Genomic DNA, 24,812 nt, shown 5'->3' with positions numbered 1-24,812 from the left:
TTGATTTTTCACACATTTTGCTCCACTTCTGCACTTTTCTCCTTCTTATTCCGTTTCATATTCTTCAGTCCCTTAACCGTGCCAACTAATCCTTTCGGGAAAACTAGCAATACGATAATGTACAATACACCAAGAATAATCGTCCATCGTTCAAAGATCGGATACTCTGTAGCTAGTTCTGATAAATAATATTTTAGGGATTCAATAATTCCAGCTCCTGCAATGGCTCCAATTAACGTTCCAACGCCTCCAATCATCGTCATCAATAATGCATTTAATGTCATTTCAATTGAAAATACAGTTGTATTAACAAAGCGCAGTGTAATAACAAATAAACCACCGCTAATTGCAGCTACTACTCCTGCAACAATGCTAGCAATAATTTTATAATGAAGAACTTTATATCCTAGTGCTTCAACACGTTGCTCGTTTTGTGAAATTGCCTTTAATACTTTTCCAATAGAAGATTTGGTAAAAAGACGTAACAGAACAAAAATGATAAGTAAACATATAAGTGTTACATAATAAAACGTAAAACGCTCACGAAATACGTCTGGTACACCAAATGTAAAACCATCTCCTCCGTGAGTGAGCCCACGCCATTTTTCAGCAAGTACGAAAAACAACTGTGAAATAGCAAGTGTTAACATTGCATAAAAATGACTTTTCAGCCGTAAAGAAAGCAAACCAATTATATAACTAACAATGGCTGAAATGATAATTGCAGCTACTATCCCTATTAAAAAGTTCGTTATGGATACTCCTTGTCGATCAAATAAAAGTGCTACGCCATATGCTCCGATTCCAAAGAACATACAATGGCCGAATGATACAATTCCTGTATATCCAAGCAATACATCAAAACTCATTGCAAAAATAGCAAAGATGAAGATTTGAGTGAACAAAATTAACAAGCTCCGTGAATCATTTACGAATGGAAATACACTTAAACAAATGAGCATACATACTCCGAAGTATACTTTAATTCGATTTGATGTGCTGTTCACCATTTCACCCCTTTTCACCAACAAGTCCATTTGGCTTCACGATTAAGAAAAACAGTAGCATTAACATATTGATTGCAAGTGATAAATCCGGTATAAAATACGCTGTAAAAACACCCGCCAATCCGACAATTAAAGAAGCGATTGCTGAACCTTGTACGCTTCCTAACCCTCCAATGATTACTACTATGAAAGCCAAAATCGCATACTGCATACCCATCTCGGCGAAAATAACGCCTGAATACGGTGCTAATAAGAAGCCTCCCAACGCTGCCATTCCTGCGCCTAATAAAAAGACGAAAGAAAATATCGCTTTTACGTTAATACCGAGCGCTTGAACCATCTCTTTATCCATTACGCCTGCGCGTATCATAAGACCTATCTTTGTTTTTTTGAGCAATAATAATAATGCAATGTATATGATAACCCCAATTATGATAACGAATAGACGGTATTTAATTAATATAACGCCTCCAAATGTAAAACTTCCTTGTAGCCATAACGGTAACTTTGCCCCAATTGGATTTGGTCCCCAAAATACTTTAATACATTCACTAAGTACAAGCATTCCTCCAAGCGTAACAAGAAGCTGTCGAACATGATTTCCATATACCGGTCTAATAAGGAATCTTTCTAAAATAAATCCAAGGAACATTCCCATAGCTATTGCTCCAATTAAAGCTAACACATAACTCCCTGTCATATTAAATAGCCAAACACCTGTAAATGCTCCCCACGCAAATAAACCACCATGTGCGAAGTTTAGAACACTCATTAAACCGAAAATAAGTGAAAGACCTGATGCTAATAAAAAAATGAGCATCCCTGTTGAAATCCCATTTACAAATAAATTGATTAACACATCCATCCTTCTCACCCCGGATTCATGTTAAGAGATTCCTAAATATTTGTGACACATTTCCTTATCCTCTTTTAATTCATGCATAAAACCGTTATGAACAATTTTTCCGTTATCCATAATATAAAAATAATCACCAATTTGACTAGCCATCATAAAATTTTGTTCAACGAGTAAAACTGTTGTTTTTTCCTTCATTTTCAAAATAGCTATCATTAACTTTTCTATCATAATAGGAGACAAGCCTTTACTCGGCTCATCAATAAGTAATAAACCATCACTATTAATAAATGCTCTTGAAATTGCTAACATTTGCTTTTGTCCCCCGCTTAAGAGTCCGCTTTTTTTGTGCCAAAATTGCTTTAAATCTGGAAATAGTTCAAGCATCCATTCTATTTTTTCTTCCGCTTCTTCACCCTTACCTCTAGCAAGAGCGAATGTTTCTTCTACTGTCAGATCGTGAAAAATACCTTGATTTTCTGGTACATACCCTATCCCTTTCCTTGAAATTAAATGTGTAGATAATCCATTTACTTGTGTACGATCATAATAAATTTCACCATGTGCGATATGGTGAAACCCCATAACCGAACGTAACGTCGTAGTCTTCCCTGCCCCATTTCTTCCAAACAGTACAGTAATCGTTCCTTTCTCGACAGTAAGAGATACCCCTTGTAAAATATGAAACTGATCTAAATACGTCTCTATATTATTCACTTGTAATAGTGCCACTATATAATCCCCCTAAATAAGCACTTTGTACACGCTCATCTTTCATAATTTCTTCGGGTAAACCTTCAGCCAATAACTCTCCATGAAATAAAACGATTAGATGGTCTGACAAACCTAGTACCATATCCATTTTGTGTTCAATAAGTACAATTGTACTCTCTGGATGTTTCTTAATATTTTCAATCACTTGTAGTATAGCTGGGACTTCCTCGACCGAAATACCTGCCGTCGGCTCATCAAGTAATAACACATCTGTTTTTAAAGCTAATAACATCGCAAGTTCTAGCTTTCTTTTCTCTCCATGTGCCAAATCTTTCGCTAATACATTCTCTTTCTCCTGAAGTAATACTGTTTTTAAGAAACGTCTCGCCTCTCCAACTTGTTGCTTTAATTTTGCTGGACTCGGGAAAAAACTATAGTAATCTTGTACGAATGATTGAACACTTAAACGGACATTTTCAAGTACCGTTAATTCTGGGAATATGTTTGTAAGCTGAAAAGAGCGACCGATTCCTAAGCGTGTTCGATCTGAAATCGATAGTTTTGTAATATCTTGCCCTTTAAAATACACTTCACCTGTTGTGGGTGAAATCTGTCCACTTAGTAAATTAAATAATGTTGTCTTACCCGCACCATTTGGCCCGATAATAGAAATGAGTTTTCCTTTTTGTACAGTTAAATTTACATCTTTAATAACATGATGCTCGCCAAAAGATACACTAAGATTTTTCGTTTCTAGCAAATGTGTCACGAAATCCCTCCCTTTAAAACTTTCAGTATGAAAGAAATACGTATAAAGAGGGTGTACCCCTCTTTATACGTAAACAACAGAAAATTCAGTCTATTTATTTTGAACTGGTGGTTCTGTTTCTTTCATCGTTAATTCTCGCTCTAACACTGGCACCGGATAATCAACACCATCTTGTTTTTTCAATGTGATAGAATACAGCGTCTGCATCGCTTGATGATCCTTCTCTCTAAATTTCATCTTTCCTTTCGGTGTATCAAATTCCATTCCTTCCATTTTCTTAATTAATGTATCTACATCTGTATCACCTTTTGTTTTCTTTAAAGCTTCTACAATTGAAATTGCCGCTGACATTCCTCCTGCTGTAAATAAATCTGGCACCGCACCATTAAATCGTTTTTTATGTTCTTCCACTAACCAATCATTCACCTTATTTTTCGGGAGTGTATGATAATAAACAGAAAAACCTTGCATTCCTACTAATGCATCCATCGTTTTTAATGCTGGTATATCTGGTGCACCTGTAGAAATTTTAATACCTTGCGCTTCCACATTCATATCTTTCAACTGTTTCCAAGGTGAATTCGCCCCTGCCCAAACGATAAATAAATAATCTGGTTTTGAGCTAATGATATTTTGAATATTAGCTGTGAAGTCAGTCGAATTTGTATCTGCATATTGCTCGTTTACAATGTTCGCACCTAATTTCTTTGCTCCAGCTTTAAACGCCGCAATTCCTTCACGGCCGTATGCGTTATCTTGTGCCAACGTTGCTATTTTCACATCTTTTTTAGCAATTGCTGCAGCACCAGCGACTGCATCTTGAGATGAATTTCTACCTGTTCTAAAAATATATTTATTCCAGTTCTTACCGGTAATACTATCAGCTACCGCCGCTTCTACAACCATTATTTTTTCATATTCTTCAGCTAGTGGTAAAACCGCTAATGTATCACTTGAACTAGACGATCCGACTAAAAAATCAACTTTCTCTTCTTCTAATAACTTCGTAGCTTTTTTAACCGCTACATCAGCTTTTGTTTCTGTATCTTCTACAACAAACTTAATCTTCTTTCCTTCCACTTTCCCAGTTCCATCCGTCGCATAGTCTAACCCTAATTCAAATCCGTTCACTGTTTGTTTTCCATATGATTCTAACGGACCTGTTAATGATGCAAGAACCCCTACCTTAATCGTCTTTTCATCCTCTGTACTTGTTTTCTTTCCTGAACAAGCTGCCGTTATGAATAACGATCCTAAAACACAACCAGTAGCCATCATTTTTAGCCATTTACGTTTTTTCATCGACATTGTGATCCTCCCCATACTTTTCTTTCTGATAGAATCAAACACGCCAAAATTCCCCATCCGTAATTATGACTTTTTCTTTGAATCATACAAACAAATTTATTAAAAAATTAATGAAGTACCATTACATTCGCCGCCCCTTTCCAAATACCTCCATTTCCCATATATTCATTTAGTATTTTTCACCACCTAATCACAGTAGCTGCCCACGTATACCCAGTCCCTGCACTAACTACTACTGCAATATCTCCGGCCTGTAATTTCCCCTGTTCATTTGCAAAGTGAAGACCAATGCAAGGATCAAGCGCTGACATATGTCCATAATGATCTAAATATACAACTTGTTCTTCTGCTAGCCCTAGCCCCTGTATCAATTCTATTAACATAGAACGTTTTGTATGCAGTGGTAACAATACTTTAATATCTTTAGGAGTTAACCCACTTTTTCTTAATGCCTCCCGAATCACCTTGTCAAAATTAGGGATTGAAACCCGATCTAGACGTTCTTTCATACTAATAGGATCTATTACATCAATATAATGCTGTCGATTCTCAACTGTATCGTAGCTCGCAACCTGCTTCGATCCACCTGCTGGAATACGAACATCTTCATGAAATGAACCATCTGTTATAATCGCACTTCCTAATATTTCACCGTTTCTAGCGTCTTTTTTCACTAAAGCTGCACTTCCGCCATCAGCGAAATTAAACATAAAACGCGAACGTGGATTATCATAATCTACAATTTGAGATTCTTTACATCCACCTACTAATAATATATTTTCAATTGAGTTATCGGAGTAGAGCATATCTTTTGCGACTTTGAGAGCAATAGGAAAGCAAGAACTAACATTCATAATTTCAAAAGCATAAGCATTTTTCAATCCAAGTTCATGCTGAATTTTTGGGGCACTTGACCATACGTGGTAATCTTTATGTGGACTGCCAAAATAAATGACTACATCAATAGATTGAGGATCTACTTGTGATAATATTGGTTTTGCAGCAGCAATAGCTAAATCTGATGCATGCATCGTTTCATCTGCGACATGTTTTTCATATAATCCAAACTTTTCTATAATAATATGCTCAGGAATACCTGTTTTTTTAGATAGGTCTGCAGCCGTCTCTACGTCTTTTGGGAAGAAAACACCAGTCGCTTCAATCCCAATATTCATTAGAATACCCCTCCTTCTTTTGGCACCATCATTGTAGCTACACCTGTTAATACTAAATCTCCTTTTTGGTTATGACACTCTGTTAACAATTTCAAAACTCTCTTTTCCATCATAAATTCTTGTACTGTAGCCGTTGCTGTAATTGTATCTCCTATAAAAACTGGTGCTGTAAATTTAATAGTTTGCTCCATGTAAACGGATCCTTTTCCAGGTAAATGAATACCAAGCAATTGCGATAATAAACTAGAAGTTAGTAAACCATGTGCTATTCTTTGATTAAATCTAGTTTGTTTCGCATACTCATGATCAATATGGATTGGGTTAAAATCCCCACTTAAACCTGCAAATAATACAAAATCTGTTTCTGTAATTGTTTTACTACATGACGCCTGTTGACCAGTGATATATACCGTCATCTCTTCACCTGCTTTTCAATTGATTTGCTAACTGTGCTTTTTGAATTTTACCAGTTGCATTTTTTGGCAATTCCTCTAGAAAAACAATTTCTTTCGGTATTTTATATTTTGCTAGAAATAAACGACAATGCTCAATGACTTCTTTTTCAGTTAATACACTGCTACTCTTTTTCACAATAAAGGCGATTGGAGTCTCTCCCCACTTTACATGTTGCCTACCAACGACCGCTACCTCATATACGTCCGAAAGCTTATTAATGACTTGCTCTACTTCAAGTGGATAAATATTTTCACCACCGGAAATTATCATTTCTTTTTTTCTACCGACAATGTATACAAAACCATCTTCATCAACTCTAGCTAAATCACCCGTATATAACCAACCATCTTGAATCGCTTCTTTTGTTGCATCTGGCCGGTTCCAATACTCTTTCATTACATTCGGTCCTCTTATTAGTAACTCCCCAACTTCACCAACCTCAACTTTATTTTTGTTTTCATCAATAAGTTCATACTCACAAAACAGAACAGGTTTCCCAATCGAGCCTACTTTACGTCTTGCATCTTCTTCTGAAAGCATAAATACGGTTGGTGATGTTTCAGTCATACCGAAGCCTTGACCAAATAAAAATCCTCTATCTATAAATTCCCTCATCAACTCTTCTGGACAAGGGGCACCACCGTTATAAAACCAGCGAACTGATTGTAAATTTGTAGTCTCAAACTTTTCGCAATTCATTAATGCTTGATGAATTGTAGGTACTCCCATCACTACGGTCACTTTATGTTTTTCTATCATGGAAAGAGCTGTGGTTGGTTCGAATTTTCTTGGAATAATGATTACACCGCCTGCAAATAAAGTTGGAAATGCAAATAAACCAATTCCACCAATATGAAATAAAGGTAATAATACAATAGAGCGGTCGTGCATAGTTAAGTCAATCGCAAATGTATTATTAAGCGCATTCCAAAACATATTGTCTTGTGTAAGTACAGCTCCTTTCGGTTTTCCCGTTGTCCCTGAGGTATAACATATAATAAAGGATGCGCTTTCATTTATCTCTTCAAGGTTGTCACTTTTTCTATCTTCTATTTCTTTTAAACTTTTAATCAAAATAACTCTTTGAACATACGATACCTTATGCATTGACAGTGCCATATTTTGAAAGGTTTCCTCTACAAATAAAACTGTAGTTCCACTATCTTTTAACTGAAAGATAAGTTCATTTTCTGTTAACCGTATATTAAGTGGAACAGCAATACATTCTACTTTTGCTATAGCAAACAAAAGTACAATATATTCCAAGCTATTTTGTGATAAAATGGCTATCCTTTCTCCTTTTTGCACATTCAAGTCATAAATTAGATAGGCTGCTACTTTACTTACATACTCATGTAACTGTTTATATGTCATTTCCTCCTCTTCTGTAATAATGGCAATGCGATCTGGATGTAAATAGGACCGTTTTTCAATCCAATAAGCAATGCCCTGCATATTTCCCCCACTCCTTTATCTCTTTCTCAATCCTTCAAATATTAATGACATCGCTGCTTCAAATACATCTTCCGGAACATCTTTCTCTTCCCAATAACCCCATCGCATTCCTAGAAATTGCCCAATTGACATAAGACAATACGCAATTGTTTCTTTATCAAGTTGTTTAAACTCTCCCGCTTCCATACCAGCCGATAAACTTTTTAAAAATCCATTTGCGAGCTTTGCATAGTACCATCTATATAAGTTATCATCAACAACTACTGCCTGTTGTACAATATTATATAGATTAGGTCGATCTTTCACCCACCGAAAAAAAGCCTGAAAACCTCTTCTTTGTGCCTCTTCATAACTTGATATTCCCTTCATTTCTTCTTTAATAATTAAGCGTAACTCACGGTTCAATCTGCGAATCAATTCATCAAATATATCTTTTTTAGATGGAAAGTAATTATAGAAAGTTCCGTGTGCTACCTTTGCTTCTTGTGTAATATTCACGATAGAAGCCTCGTAATATCCTTTACTACCAAATATCTCTTCTGCAGCACACAATAATTTCTCTCTCGTTTCTAACCCTTTTGTTGTTAGATTTTTTACATCCATTATTATTTTTTCTGACACCTGAATCACCTCTTAGATTTGATTATAAATAAATTTCTGAATTTTACAATTATTACCGTTAGACAAAATCTGCAAGTGTTTTTCTACATACAAAAGGCCTAACTTAAAAATAAGTTAGGCCTTTCATCTTAATTAGAATTATTTTCTACTTTCTCTAATCCTTCAGCCAATTGTTTCTTATCTAGCCCTTCCCCTATTACTACTAAGTTCGTCGGGAAACCGAAGTCTTGTTCCAGTAAAGTTGGTACCCCAAATGAATATTGGAATAGGTGCGGGTATTTATCTCCATGGAATTTCACAAATCCTTTTACACGATAAATACTATCTGGTAAATTTGAAAGCCATTCATATAAATTGTCTTGATCAATCGATTTCGTAAATTGATATGTCATCGTTTGTATATGTAAATGCTGTTTGACATGTAGTGTCTCATGTTCCCCATCATTCATAAATTCAGCTTCTTCTATATCTTCTAAAGATATATTACAATATTTTGTTTCAAACAATTTTGCATGATTATTTATTGCTTTCACGTCTTCAATTACTTTGTTCTTATCCGCAAATGTTAGTAAATCTGATTTATTAATTAAAATATGGCTACCAAATTTCATTTGCTCATGCAGTAGCTGTTGCACATTTGCACTTAATATACTTCGATTTAACCACCTTACTGCATCTAAAACGACTACTATTGATTTCACTTCTAAGAAAGGTGCTAAAATTGGTGATACACATGCATCTAACACTTCAATTGGATGCGCAACACCTGTCGTTTCTATATAAATGACATCTGGTCTTTCTTGCTGATATAACGAATGTAATTGTATTTCAAGCTCTTCTTTTAACGTACAACAAATACACCCTTTAAGAAGTTCCCTTAAAACATTCTCTTTTCCAATAATATCTGTATCTACTGAGTATTCACCAATTTCATTCATTAACACTGCAACTTTTCTATTCTTCTTTTTCTCCGCTAACAATAAATTTTGTAATAATGTTGATTTTCCGCTACCTAAAAAGCCACCTAATATATGAATTTCTACTTTATTCATTTGATCTACCATCCATTTCTTTATTTCAAAACGCATTCAAAGCGTAATAATTACGATTTATATTTATTATTTTATTAAAAGAGTCGTGATTTGTAAATATATCTTCACTGTTCATTTACTTCATATGCAACTCGAATTCCAGACTCTATTGCTCCTTGCATCCACCCATGTGTTAATGTCGTATGCTCTCCTGCAAAGTGCACTTTTCCAGATGGTGGTGTAATATACGGAAATAACTCGAGCTCTTGACCTGGTTCAAAAGCTGTAAATGCACCGCAAGAATACGGATTTTGACTCCAGCTAAAAGATGTTCCCGTAACAAACTCACTATAGACGATATCACCGTATATTTCTGCTAAATTTTTTAATGCGTAACGAATGCGTTCTCTATCCGGTAAACTATCCCATGTTAACGCCTCATCTGCCCACGTATAACTCGCTAAAACGATAGCTGCCCCTGGTGTATGAATGCCATAACTCGGATAATATGTAAACCGTATCGGTAAATCTGTAATAGATTTACCTCCACACTGTCCCGCTTTCTCCCAAAATCTACTTTTAAACTCTATCGCAATTTTAGTTGCAGCAATATAATTTAATTCACGAATTGCTCGTCTTTTATAATAAGAGAATAGATTGTAAGGCTGAATTTCAACAAAACGTAAAGCTGAAAATGGGATCGTAACAATTGCAACATCACCTGTAACCATAAATCTCTCAATAGTTTGTTCATAGTTTACTTGCATCATCACTTTGCTATTTTCTTGTATAATTTTTTCAACCTTATACCGCATAAATATATTCTCATTTAACTGCGATAAAAATGCTTTTGGTAATGCATCCATCCCGCCCGTTATTTCATAATATTTCGTCGTTGAAGTAAAGAAGACCATTTCTCGTAATACTTCAATTAAAGACATTCCCATATACGCTTCCATATCAAGAAGTACACCAATCATATCTATTGCACCGTCTGAATAATATTCAGTTAAAAATGTGCCGAGCGAATATGCTTTATACTTTTTCTCAACAATACTCCAATTCTTATTAGGATCTTTCTTAATATAATTTAGAATCGGTTCTAATACCTCTAACATTAACTCTTCTGCCGTTTTACCTTTTTCCCTCTCTAAAATAGGATATCCAAGTATACTTGGATTTTTTTCGAATATGCTTAATCTCGTTTTAATATTATTCGTATAAATAATATCTGAAGCGGTTTTATTTATAAAAAGATTTAACGGTAATTTAAATTTACGAATGTAAGCTAAAGTTAACTTGTGTGTATCAGGAATTCGCATTGGTCCTGCATTAAAATATAAACCTCTGCTAAACGGTTCACCTATCGTATATATTCTTCCGCCTATTCGATTATTCGCTTCTAAAATTGTTATGTTATGACCTGCTTCTTTCAATAACGATGCTGCAACTAATCCTGAAATTCCTGCACCAACAACAATAATCTGTTTTGGCTCCTTCGTTTTAACGAGCCCCACATGAATAATATGGAGCATTCTTTCCATCGTTAATGGCTGCATCATGGCCTTTTCCCCTTCAATAAAGGATTTTATTGCATTATATTCGGTTAACTTACTTCCTATGTTTTATGCAAGAAATTGCACGGATACATTTTCAAATACTTGAATATCTTTTATAAAATGTAATAAACTAGATATGAATCTATAGAAGTAAGACGTATTATCTTACATAATAAAATCAATGAAATTGCGAGGAATTTTGAAATGAAAAAAGGTATTAACCGTGTTGTATTAGTCGGAACAGGAGCAGTTGGATGTAGTTATGCTTACTGCATGATTAACCAAGCTGTAGCTGAAGAATTTGTTTTAGTTGATGTAAACGAAGCAAAAGCTGAAGGAGAAGCGATGGATTTAAGTCATGCCGTTCCATTTGCTCCAGCTCCAACTAGAGTATGGAAAGGTAGCTACGAAGATTGTAAAGATGCTGACCTTGTAGTCATTACGGCTGGATTACCACAAAAGCCAGGTGAAACACGTTTAGATTTAGTTGAGAAAAACGCTAAAATCTTTAAACAAATCGTTCGCAGTATTATGGATAGCGGGTTTGATGGCATTTTCTTAATCGCAACAAATCCTGTAGATATTTTAACTTACGTAACTTGGAAAGAATCTGGTTTACCGAAAGAACGTGTAATCGGTTCTGGTACAACGCTTGATTCTGCTCGTTTCCGCTATATGTTAGGTGAGTACTTCGATATTGGTCCACACAACATTCACGCCTATATTATCGGAGAACATGGCGATACTGAACTTCCAGTTTGGAGCCACGTTTCCGTTGGTATCCAAAAACTACAGACACTGCTTGAAAAAGACAACACGTATAATCAAGAAGATTTAGACAAAATTTTCATAAACGTTCGTGATGCAGCTTACCATATTATTGAGCGAAAAGGTGCAACTTACTACGGTATCGGTATGTCACTTCTACGTGTTACTAAAGCGATTTTAAATGATGAAAATAGTGTATTAACTGTATCGGCTTACTTAGAAGGTCAATATGGTCAAAAAGATGTGTATATTGGTGTACCTGCTGTTTTAAATCGCGGCGGGGTTCGTGAAATTTTAGAAGTAGAATTAAGTGAAGACGAAGAATTAAAATTCGATCACTCAGTTCAAGTGTTGAAAGAAACAATGGCTCCTGTTCTTTAATATGTATAGCAAAAAGCAATCCAAATTATTTCGGATTGCTTTTTACTTTATTTTCTATTTTTTAATCGATTCCTCATTATTTACATCAAGTACATCTAAGAAAAAGATAAAGATTGGTATCCCGATAATAAGCCCCCATATTCCAAGGAAATGTTCTGAAAAGATGAGAATTATAAATGTATAAAAGATTGGTAAATTCGTTTTCGCAGACATAAACTTCGGGTTTAAAAAATAACTTTCAAGAGCATGGATGACTGTAATGAAAATAAGTATGTATACAACGTACATAACTCCGCCTACGTTATAAGCAATGATACTAAGTGGAAATAAAGAAATAATCACACCTGCAACTGGAATCAACCCTAGTAGAAAAATCATAACAGCTAATACGAGAAGCTGCGGAAATCCTAAAACAATTAATGCAATAACAGTAAGAATACAATTTACAACCGCAATTAAAAACTGTGCTTCAATTACTTTACCGAACGATCTTGCAAACCTTTCGCCAAAATATGCGATTTCCTCATAAAAAATCTTTAGCTTACTCTCTTTAAATTTAGAAGTAAAGGTAATAATACGCTCCTTCTCTAATAAGAAAAATAAGCTTAATATGAGAGACAATAATATTTGTAAACTTACCTTCCCTATATTTGCTATCGATTGATAGATGACATCTACACCTTGTTCTATATACTTTGATACTTCCATTCCGTTAATTGTCGAAAGTGCATATTTAATGATTTCATTATCAGGCGGGTTTTGAAAGAACAATTTAAATTGATAAATCAATTGCGAAATTTGTATCGTTAACACAGGTAAATATTTATACAATGTCGTGCCAATAAAGGAAACTAATATGATATACAAACAGGCGATAACAATTTTCCGGTTCACTTTCAATTTTTTTGAAATAAAACGTTGAAATCGATCCATTAAAAATGTCAGTATAAACGTAATTAATATTAAGTTGATCATACTTTTTAATCCATATAATACAAGCGCTACTATTATTAAAACGAGAAACCGTTGAAACCCTCTACTTCGAAAAAAATTTTTCACTTCATTCATTAAGATTTAACCTCCCCCTTCAATGGATGGAAATTGAATATATTACATTTTATGAACTTCTATAGACAATCTTTCTTACTAATTAGAAAGAATCCTTTTTTTCTTTTTATATTGTTAGATTCTATTTATATTAGCCCACCTAATTACTTCAGTTGAGCTCTTTTTTTCGTTTAACCTTTTACAATTTAGGTGGTTTTCTATTTTTAGACTGCTGCTCATACGCATATCCAATATTGAAAAGCTCTTTTTCACCAAACTGTTTCCCTACAAACACTACACCGATTGGTTCTCCATTTTTATCATATCCAGCAGGAACCGCTAATTCCGGATAACCAGCTACAGCGGATAGAAGAACTTCATCGTTATTAATCATAACTAGAGCATCCAAACCTTTTTCTACTAAATATCTATCTAGCTCTTTTCTTGCATTTTTTTGACTCGTTTGCACTACTTTTTCAAACTCATCTTTCGTTGTAGCAGATTTTTCAGATCCCTCAATTAATGTTTGTCCATATTTTATTCGTCTATTACTATCCTTTTTATTAAACGCTATAATCTCTTCTAACGATTTTACCGGTACATTTTTTTGCTTTGAAAGAAAATCGTTAACATTATGTTTGAATTCATATTCTAATATTTGTAGATTATCTACACCCTCAGCGTTTAACTGAATATCATCAGTCACTATTGCACCTGCATCTTGAAGGTCTTTTCTTATCTTTTGTGCTACTTCTTTTCTATTGTCATCTTGTCGATCTATTGAAAATAGTACTCCTACTTTTTTCCCTTTCAAACCGTCTATTGATAAGTCCTTCGTATAATCCATTCTTTCTTTATCTTTCATTTTTTCTGTCATAGCATCTTTTTCATCATAACTTACCATTATGTTAAATAACGTTGCCGCATCCTTTACCGTTCTTGCCATCGGCCCTGCTGTATCAAGCGTTTCAGCTAACGGAATAATGCCTGATCTACTCACCATACCTAGTGATGGACGTAACCCAACTACTGATTGCTGCGTCGCTGGTGCTACAATTGATCCAGTCGTTTCTGTCCCGATTGCAAGCGGTGCAAAATCTGCCGCAACTACTGTAGCAGATCCAGAGCTTGATCCTGATGTATCAAACGTAATCGGACCATACGGATTCAAATTTTGTCCTTTTTTCCCGCTATATCCGCTAGGCATTGTAAAGGATAAATAATTTGCCCACTCAGACATATTCGCTTTTCCTAAAACAAAAGCACCTTCTTCTTTCAACTTTTTCACAATCGTCGCATCCTCATCTGCAACCCAATCTTTTAACACATATGTTCCTGCACTAGTCGGCATCACTTTTTCCGTCTGTACATTATCTTTTACAACGACAGGAATACCATATAAATTCGACTTTTTGTTTCTACCTCGCTCTTGATCTAACTTTCTTGCTTCTTCCATCGCATTAGGATTTATCTCTGTAACAGCATTTAATGTTATTCCATTTTGATCATGTTCTTGTATTCTAAAGAGATAAATACTCGTTAATTCTTCATATGACAACTTTCCATCATCAATCATTTTTTGAAGCTCATCTACAGTCGCATTTACGACTTCTTTTTCTTTCATCTTTACATTTTCTATATTAATTCCTTTAAGCTGATTATGTATCGGTTGTAGCACTCTTTCTTTATCATATACAATACGCTCAGGTTCCTTTGGAAAATAATTTTTATACATGTAATATCCGCCGGCACACGCTAATAAGACAACGCCTCCAGCGATAGACAGCGTTCCCTTTACCCATTTCTTCATGTTGCTTCCTCCACTCTATAAGGTGCTTCGTTATACGAAAAAGAGAGTTACTTTTTACTTAACTCTCTCCAATCGAAATGCCAAATGAAAAAATGAAAGATTTCAATCTAATTACTTCTTTTTTTGCATTTGCTTCGCTAACATTTCTTTCACTTGATTATACGTTAACCCTGAATTTTTATTTAAACGCTTTACTTCCTCGACATCAGTACCTACCACTGTATATTTTTTCTCACCATTCATTTTTCTAGCTCCCTTCTCACCGGATTATTTCTTATATTTCTTCCCTAAATGCGCATAAATTAACACCACTACAAAAAAGGAAGCTGTTTTTAAGCACAGCTTCCTTCTCGTTACATATTGTATTTCTTAATAAAATTTCACTACATCTTCAGTAGGCAAGAACGTTCTTTCTGCTGGTTGTTCGTTTGGTTCACCAAATGGCATTTGACCTACTAAGCTCCACTCTGCTGGAATATTCCAAGTTTCTTTCACTTCAGCATCTACGATTGGGTTGTAATGTTGTAATGATGCCCCAATTCCTTCAGCAGATAATAACATCCACACAGTATGTTGTAACATTGCATTTCCTTGATGAGACCAGAATGGGAACTGATCTTTATATAATGGTGCGTTTTCTTGCATTTTTTCTACAGTTGCTTGATCTTCAAAGAATAGTACAGTCCCTACACCTGCATGAAAACCTTTTAGTCTTTCAACAGTCGCTTCAAAGTTTTCTGCTGGTACGCGGGCTCTTAATGTTTCTTTCACAATATCCCAAAACTTTTCATGCTCCCCATCCATTAATACAACCATACGACCACTTTGCATGTTGAAAGATGTTGGTGCGTGTAAAGCTGTTTTTAGCACTTCTTCAATTCTTTCTTTCGTAATTGCATCATTTTTTGTTACTTTACGAATGGAACGGCGGTTCACGATTGCTTCTTTTAAGTTTGTTGTAGTTGCTGACATTTTAATTCCTCCAAATGTTTGTTTTATAATTTATTTTGTTATTTCATAACAAGCGAATTAGCAATATCCATCGGTATTACATTGCATACCTTCAAATGAATTTGTTTTATCCTTTTCAATTTCTTTATCAATGACCCTTTGTAGCGTTTCTTTACTAGCAAGCCCTTGAATGATTTCATCTCCAATCATGACAGTTGGAACAGCCATAATATTCGCTTCATCATATGCGTGCTGAATTGCTTCTTGATGCTTTTCCTTATATTTACGAGTTACTAAAGCATCTTTAAATTCCGCCTCAGGAAGTCCTACTTCTACCGCTAATTTTGTTAACACATCAATATCTTCAATGTTTTGCTCTTCTTGGAAAAATGCTGTGAATACGCGGTGATGATACTCATTACCTAGTCCACGTTCTTTCGCAAATTGACACCCTTCGAAAGCTAAATGTGTATATGGATGCGGAGAAACACGTGGCAAACGCATATCAATTCCTAACTTCTTCGCTGTCGGAAGAATGAAAGCATCCCATGAACCTAATTTTTCTGGCTCATTCCATGGATCTATTTTTGAATATGGACTTGGACGTAATTCAAATGGCATCCATTCAATTTCTACATCTTTCTCTTTCGCTACTTCATCTAATGGACCTTTTGCTAAAAAACAAAATGGACATATAAAATCTGAGTATACTTTCATTTTTACAGTCATAACTTTTACACCTTACCTTTATAGTTGTAACTACATAAGTTACATTAATATTAAAAAAATATAAATATGATTTAAGCATTCATTTTTTCTTGCAAAGTTTCAAACAGCTGCCCCATCGTAATATTTCTCAAAACTTCTTCCATTGCGGATTGTGCTTGAATTAAAATAATTTCTAACACCGCTTGAATATTCGCCCCAATTGGACAATCTGGATTCGGTTGCTCATGAATGTGAAATAATTTATCCTCTTCCACTACATTCACTGCATGATACACATCTAACAATGTGATTTCATGTAAATCCTTTAGTAAACCTGCGCCACCCGGTCCACGATTTACGTAAACAAAGCCAGCTTGTTTCAAGTACGACATCATTTTACGAATGACTACTGGATTTGTATTGACACTCTCAGCCATATAGTCTGAAGTACAAAGTGAAGATGGATTGTTTTTCAAAATAGATAAAATATGAATAGCTATGGAAAAGCGGCTACTAATTTTCATCGTAATCACCACCTCGATGTAATCATTATAGTTACAACCAAAAAATAAGTCAATCCTTTTCACATATTTTTTATAAGTAAATTAAAAAGTGTCCCATTATAATATACGAGACACCTCTTTTTATTCTGCAAATAGCGCCTGAAATTCTTCAATAAATAGCTGCACAGCGATTGAAGAATCCTTTAATGAAGGAACAGCTAAAGCAATTTCTCTCCATACTTGCGGTTCCAATTCTCTCGTTTGCACATTCTGTGGTAAATTCGTTAAAGATAATTCAGCTAATATTGCAATGCCTAATCCTTCTTGAATCATATTTAAAGCTGTCGTAACTGTCGAAATTACATACTCAGCCCGAAGTGGTACGTTTGCTTGTTTAAACATATCGATAATGGGTGGTTCGTATCCGCCCTTACATAATATGATCGGTTCATTCTCCAAATCACGAATTGTAATAGCATCCTTCTTGCAAAGAGGATGATCCTCTCTTAAAATAACAACCATTTTCCCCTTCGTTAATGGAACAATCTCCATCTCTTTATTAGGTAAAATAACAATCCCTATATCAACAACCCTCGATACTAACCAATCTTCAACTTCTTTAATCGTTCCTTCACAAAGAACGACTTCTAAGTTCGGATACTTCTCCTTAAAATGGTTTATCATTTTCGGTAAGAAATGTGCAGAAGCACTCGGAAAACTCCCAATTCGAATCGTCCCCACTTCGTGTCCTTTCTCCATCGCAACTTCTTGTTCAATCTTCTCTACACCGTTCAAAATCTCTCTAATATGTACAAGAATTCTGTTTCCTACATCCGTAACGAGTAATCCTTGTCGTTTATCACGTATAAGAATCGTAACTCCTAACTCTGACTCAATACTTGAAATCGCATGACTTACTGCTGGCTGCGTCATATTTAACACCCGAGCAGCCTTCGTAAAACTACCTAACTCAACAGTTTTTATTAATACTTGTAGTTGTGTAATGGTCATAACTAATCGCTTATACTCCTCATAAAAAAGATTCATTTTATTTATTACAGTCGATATCATATCATAGTGAAATGAATAACATCAAGGAGGTCTTACAGTGACACAGCTTTCTCGAACTAAGACGGCCATCATCCTTACCTTTCTCGTTTTCATGTGGGGAATCAATTGGCCTTTATCTAAGTTTGCCCTGCATTATACACCACCCGTTTTATTTGCAGGCGTTCGAACTTTAATTGGAGGATTCATTTTACTCCTGTTCGCATTACCGAAATACAAAGAGTTACACTTAAAAGAAACTTGGCATTTATACGTTATTTCTTCTTTACTTAATATCATTATATTTTACGGATTACAAACTGTCGGCCTTCAATATATGCCCGCTGGTCTATTTTCCGCCATCGTATTTCTACAACCCGTTTTACTTGGTATTTTCTCGTGGATATGGCTTGAAGAATCAATGTACGGTTTAAAAATTTTCGGGCTTATACTCGGATTTATTGGCGTAGGTGTTATTAGCTCAAGCAGTTTAACTGGACATATTTCTATTATCGGGATTCTTCTCGCGATAGGATGCGCTATTGGCTGGGCACTTGGAACCGTATTTATTAAGAAGACTGGGCACCGCGTTAATTCCATTTGGATGGTAACACTGCAACTTATTATTGGCGGACTTTGCTTAATTGGATGTGGATCAGAGTTTGAAAGTTGGTCTAGTATCGCTTGGAGTATGCCGTTTGTTAGTGTACTACTCTTTATTTCATTCTTTGTTATTGCAATGGGGTGGCTTGCATACTTCACACTCGTTGGAGCTGGTGAAGCAAGTAAAGTTGGGGCTTATACATTTCTCATTCCTCTAATCGCTATTATTGTAAGTTCAATTTTCTTACATGAGGCCATTACTATTAGCTTATTTATCGGACTATTATTTATTGTAGTGAGTATTTGTTTCGTAAATATAAAGCCGAAAACACTTGCTGTAGGGCAGCGGATTGAAGTGAAGTAAATTAACATAAGAAGGAGCCTACTGATTGTAGGCTCCTTCTTATCGTTATTACTTATTTTTTACGACGTACCATAAAAACACACGTACCTACCGAAGATACAATCGCCAAAATAGATAAAACAATTGCTATCAATTGCATATTACTAGTACCTTCATTCTTTTCTACATTAGATACTTCACCATGTTCTCCTGTTAATGACGTACCTTTTGCAATTGTAGTAAGTGAATGCGGTTTTTCAGCTTTCTCATCGCCTGTCCATTCAACAATTTCTCCGTCTTTATATTGTTGATATGCATCCCAAGCTATTTTTTGTTCTTTATCCGGATTTTTAGCGACGAAAGTAAACCGCTGGAATTGGCCAGGTAAAATCCCTTCTCCTGTTGCTTCCCATACTACAGTTTTCACTTTTCCGGCACTATCTTTTTGCTCTTCCATTTTCCACCCTGGCACTGGTTCATACTGTTGGAATTCCACACCAGACGGTATTTTCAGTGTAACTTTTGTTGTTGCTACATTCTTTTCAACTGGTACTTTTATCGTGTAAGTCTCCCAAGAGCCGATGTCAGAAGTTGCTGGCTTCACAGTGACGTGCGCACTAACAGGTAACGAAAAAATTCCCATTGCAATTACTGTTGCGATCATTGTTGTTCCTAATTTTTTTATGCGTTTCATTTTCAATTAGCTCCTTTTTATCTATACCTACTCTTTATCCCGCTATTCGCCGGGCAGCCCAATTGATGAGGGCTGCTTAAAGTTTCACTTTATCTGCCACCTACAATAAATTTATAATCCGTATCGAAGCTATCAAGCGATTTCGTTAATCCATGTACTTGTATATTCCAGTTGCCTGTCATGTTAATATACATACCTTCTGCTTCATATTCTCCCGGTGAAACTGCCGAAACTTTAAATGATCCCTTTCCCATATTCATATCTAACGATTGAGTTGTTAATATGATTTGTTCCATATTAGTAACAGGTTGTCCGTTCTCATCCTTTAAAGTAATATGGAATATATTTTGTCCTACTCTATTAGGACTTACATTTAGCGTCATTTCATATCCATTATCCAATTGTTTACTCTCTGTAAAAGGTCCAGTAGGAGGCATCTGTGGTGTTTGTACGTTTGTCATAAAAGCTACGATTACGAAAATGATAATTCCAATGATAAACTCTACTTTCACCGTAGCACCTAATCCTTGCTCCGCTCTCATTTTCCCTTTCACATAATGAATAATTCCTAATATCCCCATGAAAATGAATAAAAGTATCTTTGCTAATAAAGCTAATCCATACTTCGTATCAAATAACGAGTGGATTGTTGGAATAAAAAATGTACTGTTAAAAAGACCTGTTATGAAAATCACAATGACAGCACATATTGCCCACGGTGAAAAACGCTTAATCATATCCCAATACATACTCCACTTATCATCCTCTTTACGTAAAAGAAGAATAATAGATGATAGACCACCAATCCATAATGAAGCTGCGAATAAATGTAAAAAATCCATAACAACAGCAATTTCTTTAAACTTTAAACCATATGCGTGACTATTACATGCTTTCATAACAAGTAGACCAATAAACAATACTATTGGAACGCTCCATACTTGAAACGACGACAGCTTCTCACGCCTCATTGCAAAATACGTAACGATTATAAGCGAACTAATAAGAGTCATTTGAGTAATCCATATATAACCAAAGACAGAAAGCTGTAATGTTTCTTTTAATAGTAAAGGATTGAATGCTTCTAGCCATGAAACATCCGCATTTATTTTCGCTTGTAGTGGTAGATTGAATAACAAGCTAATAAATATCCCTAATAAAGAAATCCATATTATGTTCTTACTCCTTGATCGAACCGAGGTTGCATTCCCTTTATACATAATAAGATTAAAGAATAGCACTCCTATAAATAGTGAGAAACTTGTATATAAAATTCCACGTTCCATGATCATATCAATTTGCGGAACATATCCCACCTCTTCTACTTGTATATCATCTGCTCCAGCTTCCGCTAATCCAATACGGAATGGAATAACTCCTTGAATTGGATGTCCATCAGCTGAAATTACTTTCCACTGAATAGAATAGAGACCGTTTTTGAGATTCTCTTTTAATCCGGCTTCTAATAGCTTTTTATTATTTTTATCAATATGAGCATCTTTTAAATCGACCCTTTTACCTGATGTATCTCTCACGTACAATGTATTAAAACTTGAAACTTGTATGTCCTCATCGAACTCGATTTTCACAACAGACGGTGCTTTCTTCAATGTTTCATTTTCAGTAGGGTTTGATTTCACAACGTATGCATGAGCAGATGCACTTTTCGGTATCAATACGATAAGCACACATACAATAAATAACAATGTCCCTAACCTTTTCATTACTTTCACACTCATTTCACTTCTTTCTTCCTCATCGCTATATTTTCATTATTTTTACTTCCCGAGTTGGATTCTTGGACGAAATATTAACCTGATTAAATATAATCTTCTATACAGTATAACTATTTATTTCTCTCTCACCTCTAAACTTCCAATACAATAGTAACTACCTTGATAGATACAACTTATATTTTTAAAGTCGATTGTTATTATATCATAAAATATATTTATGTAAGTTCTTGAAGAGGAAAAGTTATCGTGAATCATTTGTGAAGAAAGTGTGAAATGCATAAATAAAAAGGTATTACGTTATTACGTAATACCTTCTTAAAAATATCTTTCTTCTACTTCTCTTCCGGATAATCACAATACTCTATAATTGTTCCCTCTGTATCCGCTGGGTTAAGATAGATTAATCTTCTGCCGTGTTTATTCATTCGAAGCGTATGCTCTAACGTTCGAATGTCTTGTTTTTTCAATTCCTCTAAAGCTACATCTAAATCATCTACTCGATATGCAACATGATGAACACCTTTACCTTTTTGTTTTATAAATCGGGCAATTGGTGAAGTGGTGTTATTTGTCGGCGCAAGCAATTCAATTCTATCTCCATCCACTTCAAGAATGGCTACTTCACTTTCAACACCAGGCGCTTCACTTACGTAACGATCTATTAAAGTTCCTGACAACACTTTTTCATAAAAACGTATCGTACTATCTATATCTCGAACTGCGATGCCGATATGATCAATTGTTTTTTTCATTTTATTTCCCCTACTACTTTATTTTCTTTCATTATTAATAGTAACAAAAAAAGCTATAGAAACAAGTTCTATAACTTTTTTATTTAACCTATTTTCTTATCCACATTAGCTGCTGGTTGAACTTGATTTTTTGCTTTCACAATGCTAATGACATACCCGATCAATCCGCCAATAAGTGCTGGTAAAATCCACCCTAACCCAACTTCATGCATTGGAAGTATTTTAGTAAGAAAATCATTTACTACTGCTAACTTCATACCAGCTGCATTCAATCCATCGAACACACTTACAATAAATGTAATTAATAAGCTACCTTGATACACCTCTGCTCGTCCTTTAAACAATGGATGAAGGAGCGTTAGGAAAATTAAGACGATTGCTAATGGATAAATCGCGATTAATACAGGAACAGAAATTGCAATTAATTGCGTTAAACCTACGTTCGCAACAACTGCACTGAACACTGATAAGATGATTGCTATCTTTTTATACGAAACATTCGGGAATAGTTTATGGAAGAATGAAGAACACGCTGAAACAAGTCCTACACTAGTCGTTAAACATGCTGCTGTAACCATAATCCCTAATATAATTCCGCCGTATGACCCAAAATAATAGTTTGAAACTTTTGCTAATACTGCACCACCATTATCTAAATGACCAAGTTTTGCAACACTTGAAGCTCCCATAAATGAAAGTGCTGAATAGATCATTGCTAAAATAGATGCAGCAATCAATGTTGCTTTTGCACAAACAATCATAATGTCTTTTTTTGTTTTTGCGCCCTTTTCTTTAATCGCATTGATGATGATAATACCGAATACGAATGATGCCAACGTATCCATTGTTAAGTAACCTTCTTGGAATCCTTTAAAGAACGCATGTGATGTATATGCCTCTGCAGGTGCTTGCATTTCTCCCATTGGATGAATAAAAGCAAATACTACTAAAATCCCAATAAACGTTAATTTAATTGGCGTTAAGATTTTTCCTACAATATCGACAATTTTCGCGGGATTTAGCGAAAAAAAACAAGTAATGCTAAAGAATATAATTGTAAAAAGAATGAGTGCTGAAGAACCCATAGCTTCTGGTACAAAAGGCTTCATACCAATTTCATAAGAAACGCTGCCTGTTCTCGGAATAGCGAATAGTGGACCAATCGCTAAATATAAAACTGTCGTAAATACAATGCCGAACACTGGATGTACACGACTTGCTAACGATTGTAAATCTTCTTTACCTGAAATTCCAAATGCTAATACCCCTAGCAACGGTAAACCTACACCTGTTACTAAAAATCCAGCGTTAGCAATCCATACATTCTCTCCTGCCGATTGACCAAGCATTGCTGGGAATATTAAATTTCCTGCCCCGAAAAATAGTGCAAATAACATTAAACCAATAACAACTATGAACGAAAACGGTACTTTGTTCGTCATAATATAACCTCCATTCAATATAACCTATGTCATTTCCATTTTTAACTAATTGAATTTTCTGAATATTTAACTTAAGTATCAACTATTCTTGAACTCATTATAGTTTGATACTTAATATTTTGCAATACTATTTTCGAACTTTTCATTCATTTTATAAATATACATTTTTTAACATAGAAATAGACTAAAAAAACAACATGGTCATCCATGTTGGTTTTTCCATTTTTACTATCAATTAATTAAAATTTCGCCGCTACTTTCTTAACGTTCTCTAAACCTTCTTCAACAATTTGTTGTGAGCGATCTGGATATTGGTTGTGTCCTTCAATTACAACAGTTTCTGGATTTGTAATTCCCCAGAACCCAAATACAGTTGTTACGTAATTAACTGCCATTTCCATAGGAGCCATTTGTTCTGAAGAGTAATCTGAACCACGAGCACCTAACACAACTACTTTTTTACCACCAGCTAAGCCTTCTGGACCATTAGCTGTATATTTAAACGTTTTTCCAGCTTGAGATAAATATGAAATATATGTGATTAATGGTGCTGGTACAGTAAAGTTCCATAATGGGAATGCAAATACAACTTTATCAGCTTCTAAAAACTGATTTAAATATTGATCTACTGTAGCAACTGCCTTCTCTTCTTCTGCTGTTAATTCCATACCTTGACTACGTTTGTATCCACCTGAAATAGCAATATTTCCGTAATAAGGAAGATCTAATGCAAATAAATCTAACTCTGTAATTTCTGTATTCGGATTTGCTTCTTTATAAGTACTTACAAATGTTTCATACATTTTTGAACTAACTGCTTGCTCCGCTGGGCGATCGTTTGCTTTTACAAATAATACTTTTGACATTGTTTTATTCTCCTCTACTTTTTGATTTTCTTCTTTTTTACCAAATAACGAGCTAAATAATCCCATTTTCTTCACCTAAACTTTCTTATCATATTCATTATTCATCATCATAAAAATTCTTATTCTAATAAAAAGTTCCAATTGATACCTTAAGGAAAGTTAATTAAAACTTTTTGTTATTTAATTACCTTATGTAAGTGATTGTAATAT

General features: G+C 34.9%; 25 protein-coding genes. 2 read left to right on the top strand and 23 right to left on the bottom strand.

Going from position 1 to position 24,812, the window contains the following annotated elements; genetic code table 11:
- Positions 1 to 8: 8 nt before the first annotated feature.
- The 11 genes from PSR14_RS10450 to PSR14_RS10400 form a co-directional block, all read right to left on the bottom strand.
- Complete coding sequence (locus PSR14_RS10450; RefSeq protein ID WP_001997236.1) at positions 9 to 962, bottom strand: branched-chain amino acid ABC transporter permease; 954 nt, start codon at positions 960 to 962, stop codon at positions 9 to 11.
- A 49-nt stretch (positions 963 to 1,011) separates the two neighbouring features.
- Entirely contained in the window at positions 1,012 to 1,872 is an 861-nt protein-coding gene (locus PSR14_RS10445; protein WP_000382790.1) for a branched-chain amino acid ABC transporter permease, read from the bottom strand.
- Positions 1,873 to 1,893: 21 nt separating this feature from the next.
- Entirely contained in the window at positions 1,894 to 2,595 is a 702-nt protein-coding gene (locus PSR14_RS10440; RefSeq protein WP_001196704.1) for an ABC transporter ATP-binding protein, read from the bottom strand.
- Positions 2,573 to 3,346, bottom strand: a complete 774-nt coding sequence (locus PSR14_RS10435; RefSeq protein WP_000149327.1) for an ABC transporter ATP-binding protein — start codon at positions 3,344 to 3,346, stop codon at positions 2,573 to 2,575. Before PSR14_RS10435 ends, PSR14_RS10440 begins: the two co-directional genes overlap by 23 nt.
- 90 nt (positions 3,347 to 3,436) lie before the next feature.
- Positions 3,437 to 4,654 carry a substrate-binding domain-containing protein gene (locus PSR14_RS10430; protein ID WP_406644198.1) on the bottom strand — a complete coding sequence of 406 codons (1,218 nt, stop codon included), beginning with the start codon at positions 4,652 to 4,654 and terminating at the stop codon, positions 3,437 to 3,439.
- Positions 4,655 to 4,833: 179 nt separating this feature from the next.
- Positions 4,834 to 5,829 (bottom strand): 3-oxoacyl-ACP synthase, encoded by a 996-nt coding sequence (locus PSR14_RS10425; protein WP_001020494.1) that lies wholly within the window; start codon positions 5,827 to 5,829, stop codon positions 4,834 to 4,836.
- Positions 5,829 to 6,245 (bottom strand): MaoC family dehydratase, encoded by a 417-nt coding sequence (locus tag PSR14_RS10420; RefSeq protein WP_000219483.1) that lies wholly within the window; start codon positions 6,243 to 6,245, stop codon positions 5,829 to 5,831. Before PSR14_RS10420 ends, PSR14_RS10425 begins: the two co-directional genes overlap by 1 nt.
- 4 nt (positions 6,246 to 6,249) lie before the next feature.
- Positions 6,250 to 7,740, bottom strand: a complete 1,491-nt coding sequence (locus tag PSR14_RS10415; protein WP_001161515.1) for an o-succinylbenzoate--CoA ligase — start codon at positions 7,738 to 7,740, stop codon at positions 6,250 to 6,252.
- 15 nt (positions 7,741 to 7,755) lie between these two features.
- Positions 7,756 to 8,361, bottom strand: a complete 606-nt coding sequence (locus PSR14_RS10410; protein ID WP_001290794.1) for a TetR/AcrR family transcriptional regulator — start codon at positions 8,359 to 8,361, stop codon at positions 7,756 to 7,758.
- A 128-nt stretch (positions 8,362 to 8,489) separates the two neighbouring features.
- A complete protein-coding gene (locus tag PSR14_RS10405; protein ID WP_001044949.1) occupies positions 8,490 to 9,413 on the bottom strand; it encodes a GTP-binding protein in 924 nt (307 codons plus the stop codon).
- Between the two features lie 104 nt (positions 9,414 to 9,517).
- Positions 9,518 to 10,954, bottom strand: a complete 1,437-nt coding sequence (locus PSR14_RS10400; RefSeq protein ID WP_098486990.1) for a flavin monoamine oxidase family protein — start codon at positions 10,952 to 10,954, stop codon at positions 9,518 to 9,520.
- A gap of 201 nt (positions 10,955 to 11,155) precedes the next feature.
- Between PSR14_RS10400 and PSR14_RS10395 the strand changes: the two genes are divergently transcribed.
- Entirely contained in the window at positions 11,156 to 12,100 is a 945-nt protein-coding gene (locus PSR14_RS10395) for an L-lactate dehydrogenase (RefSeq protein ID WP_000715321.1), read from the top strand.
- Positions 12,101 to 12,154: 54 nt separating this feature from the next.
- Here the strand turns inward: PSR14_RS10395 and PSR14_RS10390 are convergent, their stop codons facing one another.
- The 7 genes from PSR14_RS10390 to PSR14_RS10360 all read right to left on the bottom strand — a co-directional run bounded on the left by PSR14_RS10390 (position 12,155) and on the right by PSR14_RS10360 (position 18,130).
- Positions 12,155 to 13,168, bottom strand: coding sequence for an AI-2E family transporter (locus PSR14_RS10390; RefSeq protein WP_001006585.1), 1,014 nt, complete (start codon positions 13,166 to 13,168; stop codon positions 12,155 to 12,157).
- A 178-nt stretch (positions 13,169 to 13,346) separates the two neighbouring features.
- Positions 13,347 to 14,957, bottom strand: a complete 1,611-nt coding sequence (locus tag PSR14_RS10385) for an amidase family protein (protein ID WP_000759428.1) — start codon at positions 14,955 to 14,957, stop codon at positions 13,347 to 13,349.
- A gap of 111 nt (positions 14,958 to 15,068) precedes the next feature.
- A complete protein-coding gene (locus PSR14_RS10380) occupies positions 15,069 to 15,200 on the bottom strand; it encodes a hypothetical protein (RefSeq protein ID WP_001012837.1) in 132 nt (43 codons plus the stop codon).
- A gap of 126 nt (positions 15,201 to 15,326) precedes the next feature.
- Complete coding sequence (locus tag PSR14_RS10375) at positions 15,327 to 15,929, bottom strand: nitroreductase family protein (RefSeq protein ID WP_001277021.1); 603 nt, start codon at positions 15,927 to 15,929, stop codon at positions 15,327 to 15,329.
- Positions 15,930 to 15,986: 57 nt separating this feature from the next.
- Positions 15,987 to 16,637 carry a DsbA family oxidoreductase gene (locus tag PSR14_RS10370; protein ID WP_000216672.1) on the bottom strand — a complete coding sequence of 217 codons (651 nt, stop codon included), beginning with the start codon at positions 16,635 to 16,637 and terminating at the stop codon, positions 15,987 to 15,989.
- Positions 16,638 to 16,708: 71 nt separating this feature from the next.
- Positions 16,709 to 17,140 carry an Rrf2 family transcriptional regulator gene (locus tag PSR14_RS10365; protein ID WP_073541027.1) on the bottom strand — a complete coding sequence of 144 codons (432 nt, stop codon included), beginning with the start codon at positions 17,138 to 17,140 and terminating at the stop codon, positions 16,709 to 16,711.
- 120 nt (positions 17,141 to 17,260) lie between these two features.
- A complete protein-coding gene (locus tag PSR14_RS10360) occupies positions 17,261 to 18,130 on the bottom strand; it encodes a LysR family transcriptional regulator (RefSeq protein WP_061536834.1) in 870 nt (289 codons plus the stop codon).
- A 97-nt stretch (positions 18,131 to 18,227) separates the two neighbouring features.
- On the opposite strand from PSR14_RS10360, the gene PSR14_RS10355 reads away from it, so the two are divergent.
- A complete protein-coding gene (locus PSR14_RS10355; protein ID WP_000192793.1) occupies positions 18,228 to 19,133 on the top strand; it encodes a DMT family transporter in 906 nt (301 codons plus the stop codon).
- A 52-nt stretch (positions 19,134 to 19,185) separates the two neighbouring features.
- Here the strand turns inward: PSR14_RS10355 and PSR14_RS10350 are convergent, their stop codons facing one another.
- The 5 genes from PSR14_RS10350 to PSR14_RS10330 all read right to left on the bottom strand — a co-directional run bounded on the left by PSR14_RS10350 (position 19,186) and on the right by PSR14_RS10330 (position 24,668).
- A complete protein-coding gene (locus PSR14_RS10350) occupies positions 19,186 to 19,806 on the bottom strand; it encodes a YcnI family protein (protein WP_000821410.1) in 621 nt (206 codons plus the stop codon).
- A gap of 89 nt (positions 19,807 to 19,895) precedes the next feature.
- The gene (locus tag PSR14_RS10345; RefSeq protein WP_113732775.1) at positions 19,896 to 21,545 is read right to left on the bottom strand and encodes a copper resistance CopC/CopD family protein; all 1,650 of its coding nucleotides are present in this window, start codon (positions 21,543 to 21,545) and stop codon (positions 19,896 to 19,898) included.
- 329 nt (positions 21,546 to 21,874) lie between these two features.
- Positions 21,875 to 22,294: a VOC family protein gene (locus tag PSR14_RS10340; protein WP_000750841.1), complete on the bottom strand. Its 420-nt coding sequence runs from the start codon at positions 22,292 to 22,294 to the stop codon at positions 21,875 to 21,877.
- Positions 22,295 to 22,377: 83 nt separating this feature from the next.
- Entirely contained in the window at positions 22,378 to 23,736 is a 1,359-nt protein-coding gene (brnQ, locus tag PSR14_RS10335) for a branched-chain amino acid transport system II carrier protein (RefSeq protein WP_000182720.1), read from the bottom strand.
- Positions 23,737 to 23,975: 239 nt separating this feature from the next.
- Positions 23,976 to 24,668 (bottom strand): FMN-dependent NADH-azoreductase, encoded by a 693-nt coding sequence (locus tag PSR14_RS10330; RefSeq protein ID WP_098486991.1) that lies wholly within the window; start codon positions 24,666 to 24,668, stop codon positions 23,976 to 23,978.
- Between the last annotated feature and the right edge of the window lie 144 nt (positions 24,669 to 24,812).

This window comes from Bacillus sp. A01H (assembly GCF_045277205.1).
Lineage (GTDB): Bacteria > Bacillota > Bacilli > Bacillales > Bacillaceae_G > Bacillus_A > Bacillus_A paranthracis.
Note: the sequence above shows the minus strand (reverse complement) of the source record. Positions and strands in the feature narration are given on the sequence as shown.

Bases quoted from the DNA above. Each gene is read 5' to 3' on its own strand.
- PSR14_RS10450 (WP_001997236.1), bottom strand. From the start codon at position 962: ATGCTCATTTGTTTAAGTGTATTTCCATTCGTAAATGATTCACGGAGC.
- PSR14_RS10445 (WP_000382790.1), bottom strand. From the start codon at position 1,872: ATGGATGTGTTAATCAATTTATTTGTAAATGGGATTTCAACAGGGATG.
- PSR14_RS10430 (WP_406644198.1), bottom strand. From the start codon at position 4,654: ATGTCGATGAAAAAACGTAAATGGCTAAAAATGATGGCTACTGGTTGT.
- PSR14_RS10425 (WP_001020494.1), bottom strand. From the start codon at position 5,829: ATGAATATTGGGATTGAAGCGACTGGTGTTTTCTTCCCAAAAGACGTA.
- PSR14_RS10420 (WP_000219483.1), bottom strand. From the start codon at position 6,245: ATGACGGTATATATCACTGGTCAACAGGCGTCATGTAGTAAAACAATT.
- PSR14_RS10415 (WP_001161515.1), bottom strand. From the start codon at position 7,740: ATGCAGGGCATTGCTTATTGGATTGAAAAACGGTCCTATTTACATCCA.
- PSR14_RS10405 (WP_001044949.1), bottom strand. From the start codon at position 9,413: ATGAATAAAGTAGAAATTCATATATTAGGTGGCTTTTTAGGTAGCGGA.
- PSR14_RS10400 (WP_098486990.1), bottom strand. From the start codon at position 10,954: ATGATGCAGCCATTAACGATGGAAAGAATGCTCCATATTATTCATGTG.
- PSR14_RS10395 (WP_000715321.1), top strand. From the start codon at position 11,156: ATGAAAAAAGGTATTAACCGTGTTGTATTAGTCGGAACAGGAGCAGTT.
- PSR14_RS10390 (WP_001006585.1), bottom strand. From the start codon at position 13,168: ATGAATGAAGTGAAAAATTTTTTTCGAAGTAGAGGGTTTCAACGGTTT.
- PSR14_RS10385 (WP_000759428.1), bottom strand. From the start codon at position 14,957: ATGAAGAAATGGGTAAAGGGAACGCTGTCTATCGCTGGAGGCGTTGTC.
- PSR14_RS10380 (WP_001012837.1), bottom strand. From the start codon at position 15,200: ATGAATGGTGAGAAAAAATATACAGTGGTAGGTACTGATGTCGAGGAA.
- PSR14_RS10375 (WP_001277021.1), bottom strand. From the start codon at position 15,929: ATGTCAGCAACTACAACAAACTTAAAAGAAGCAATCGTGAACCGCCGT.
- PSR14_RS10370 (WP_000216672.1), bottom strand. From the start codon at position 16,637: ATGACTGTAAAAATGAAAGTATACTCAGATTTTATATGTCCATTTTGT.
- PSR14_RS10365 (WP_073541027.1), bottom strand. From the start codon at position 17,140: ATGAAAATTAGTAGCCGCTTTTCCATAGCTATTCATATTTTATCTATT.
- PSR14_RS10360 (WP_061536834.1), bottom strand. From the start codon at position 18,130: ATGACCATTACACAACTACAAGTATTAATAAAAACTGTTGAGTTAGGT.
- PSR14_RS10350 (WP_000821410.1), bottom strand. From the start codon at position 19,806: ATGAAACGCATAAAAAAATTAGGAACAACAATGATCGCAACAGTAATT.
- PSR14_RS10345 (WP_113732775.1), bottom strand. From the start codon at position 21,545: ATGAGTGTGAAAGTAATGAAAAGGTTAGGGACATTGTTATTTATTGTA.
- PSR14_RS10340 (WP_000750841.1), bottom strand. From the start codon at position 22,294: ATGAAAAAAACAATTGATCATATCGGCATCGCAGTTCGAGATATAGAT.
- brnQ (WP_000182720.1), bottom strand. From the start codon at position 23,736: ATGACGAACAAAGTACCGTTTTCGTTCATAGTTGTTATTGGTTTAATG.
- PSR14_RS10330 (WP_098486991.1), bottom strand. From the start codon at position 24,668: ATGGGATTATTTAGCTCGTTATTTGGTAAAAAAGAAGAAAATCAAAAA.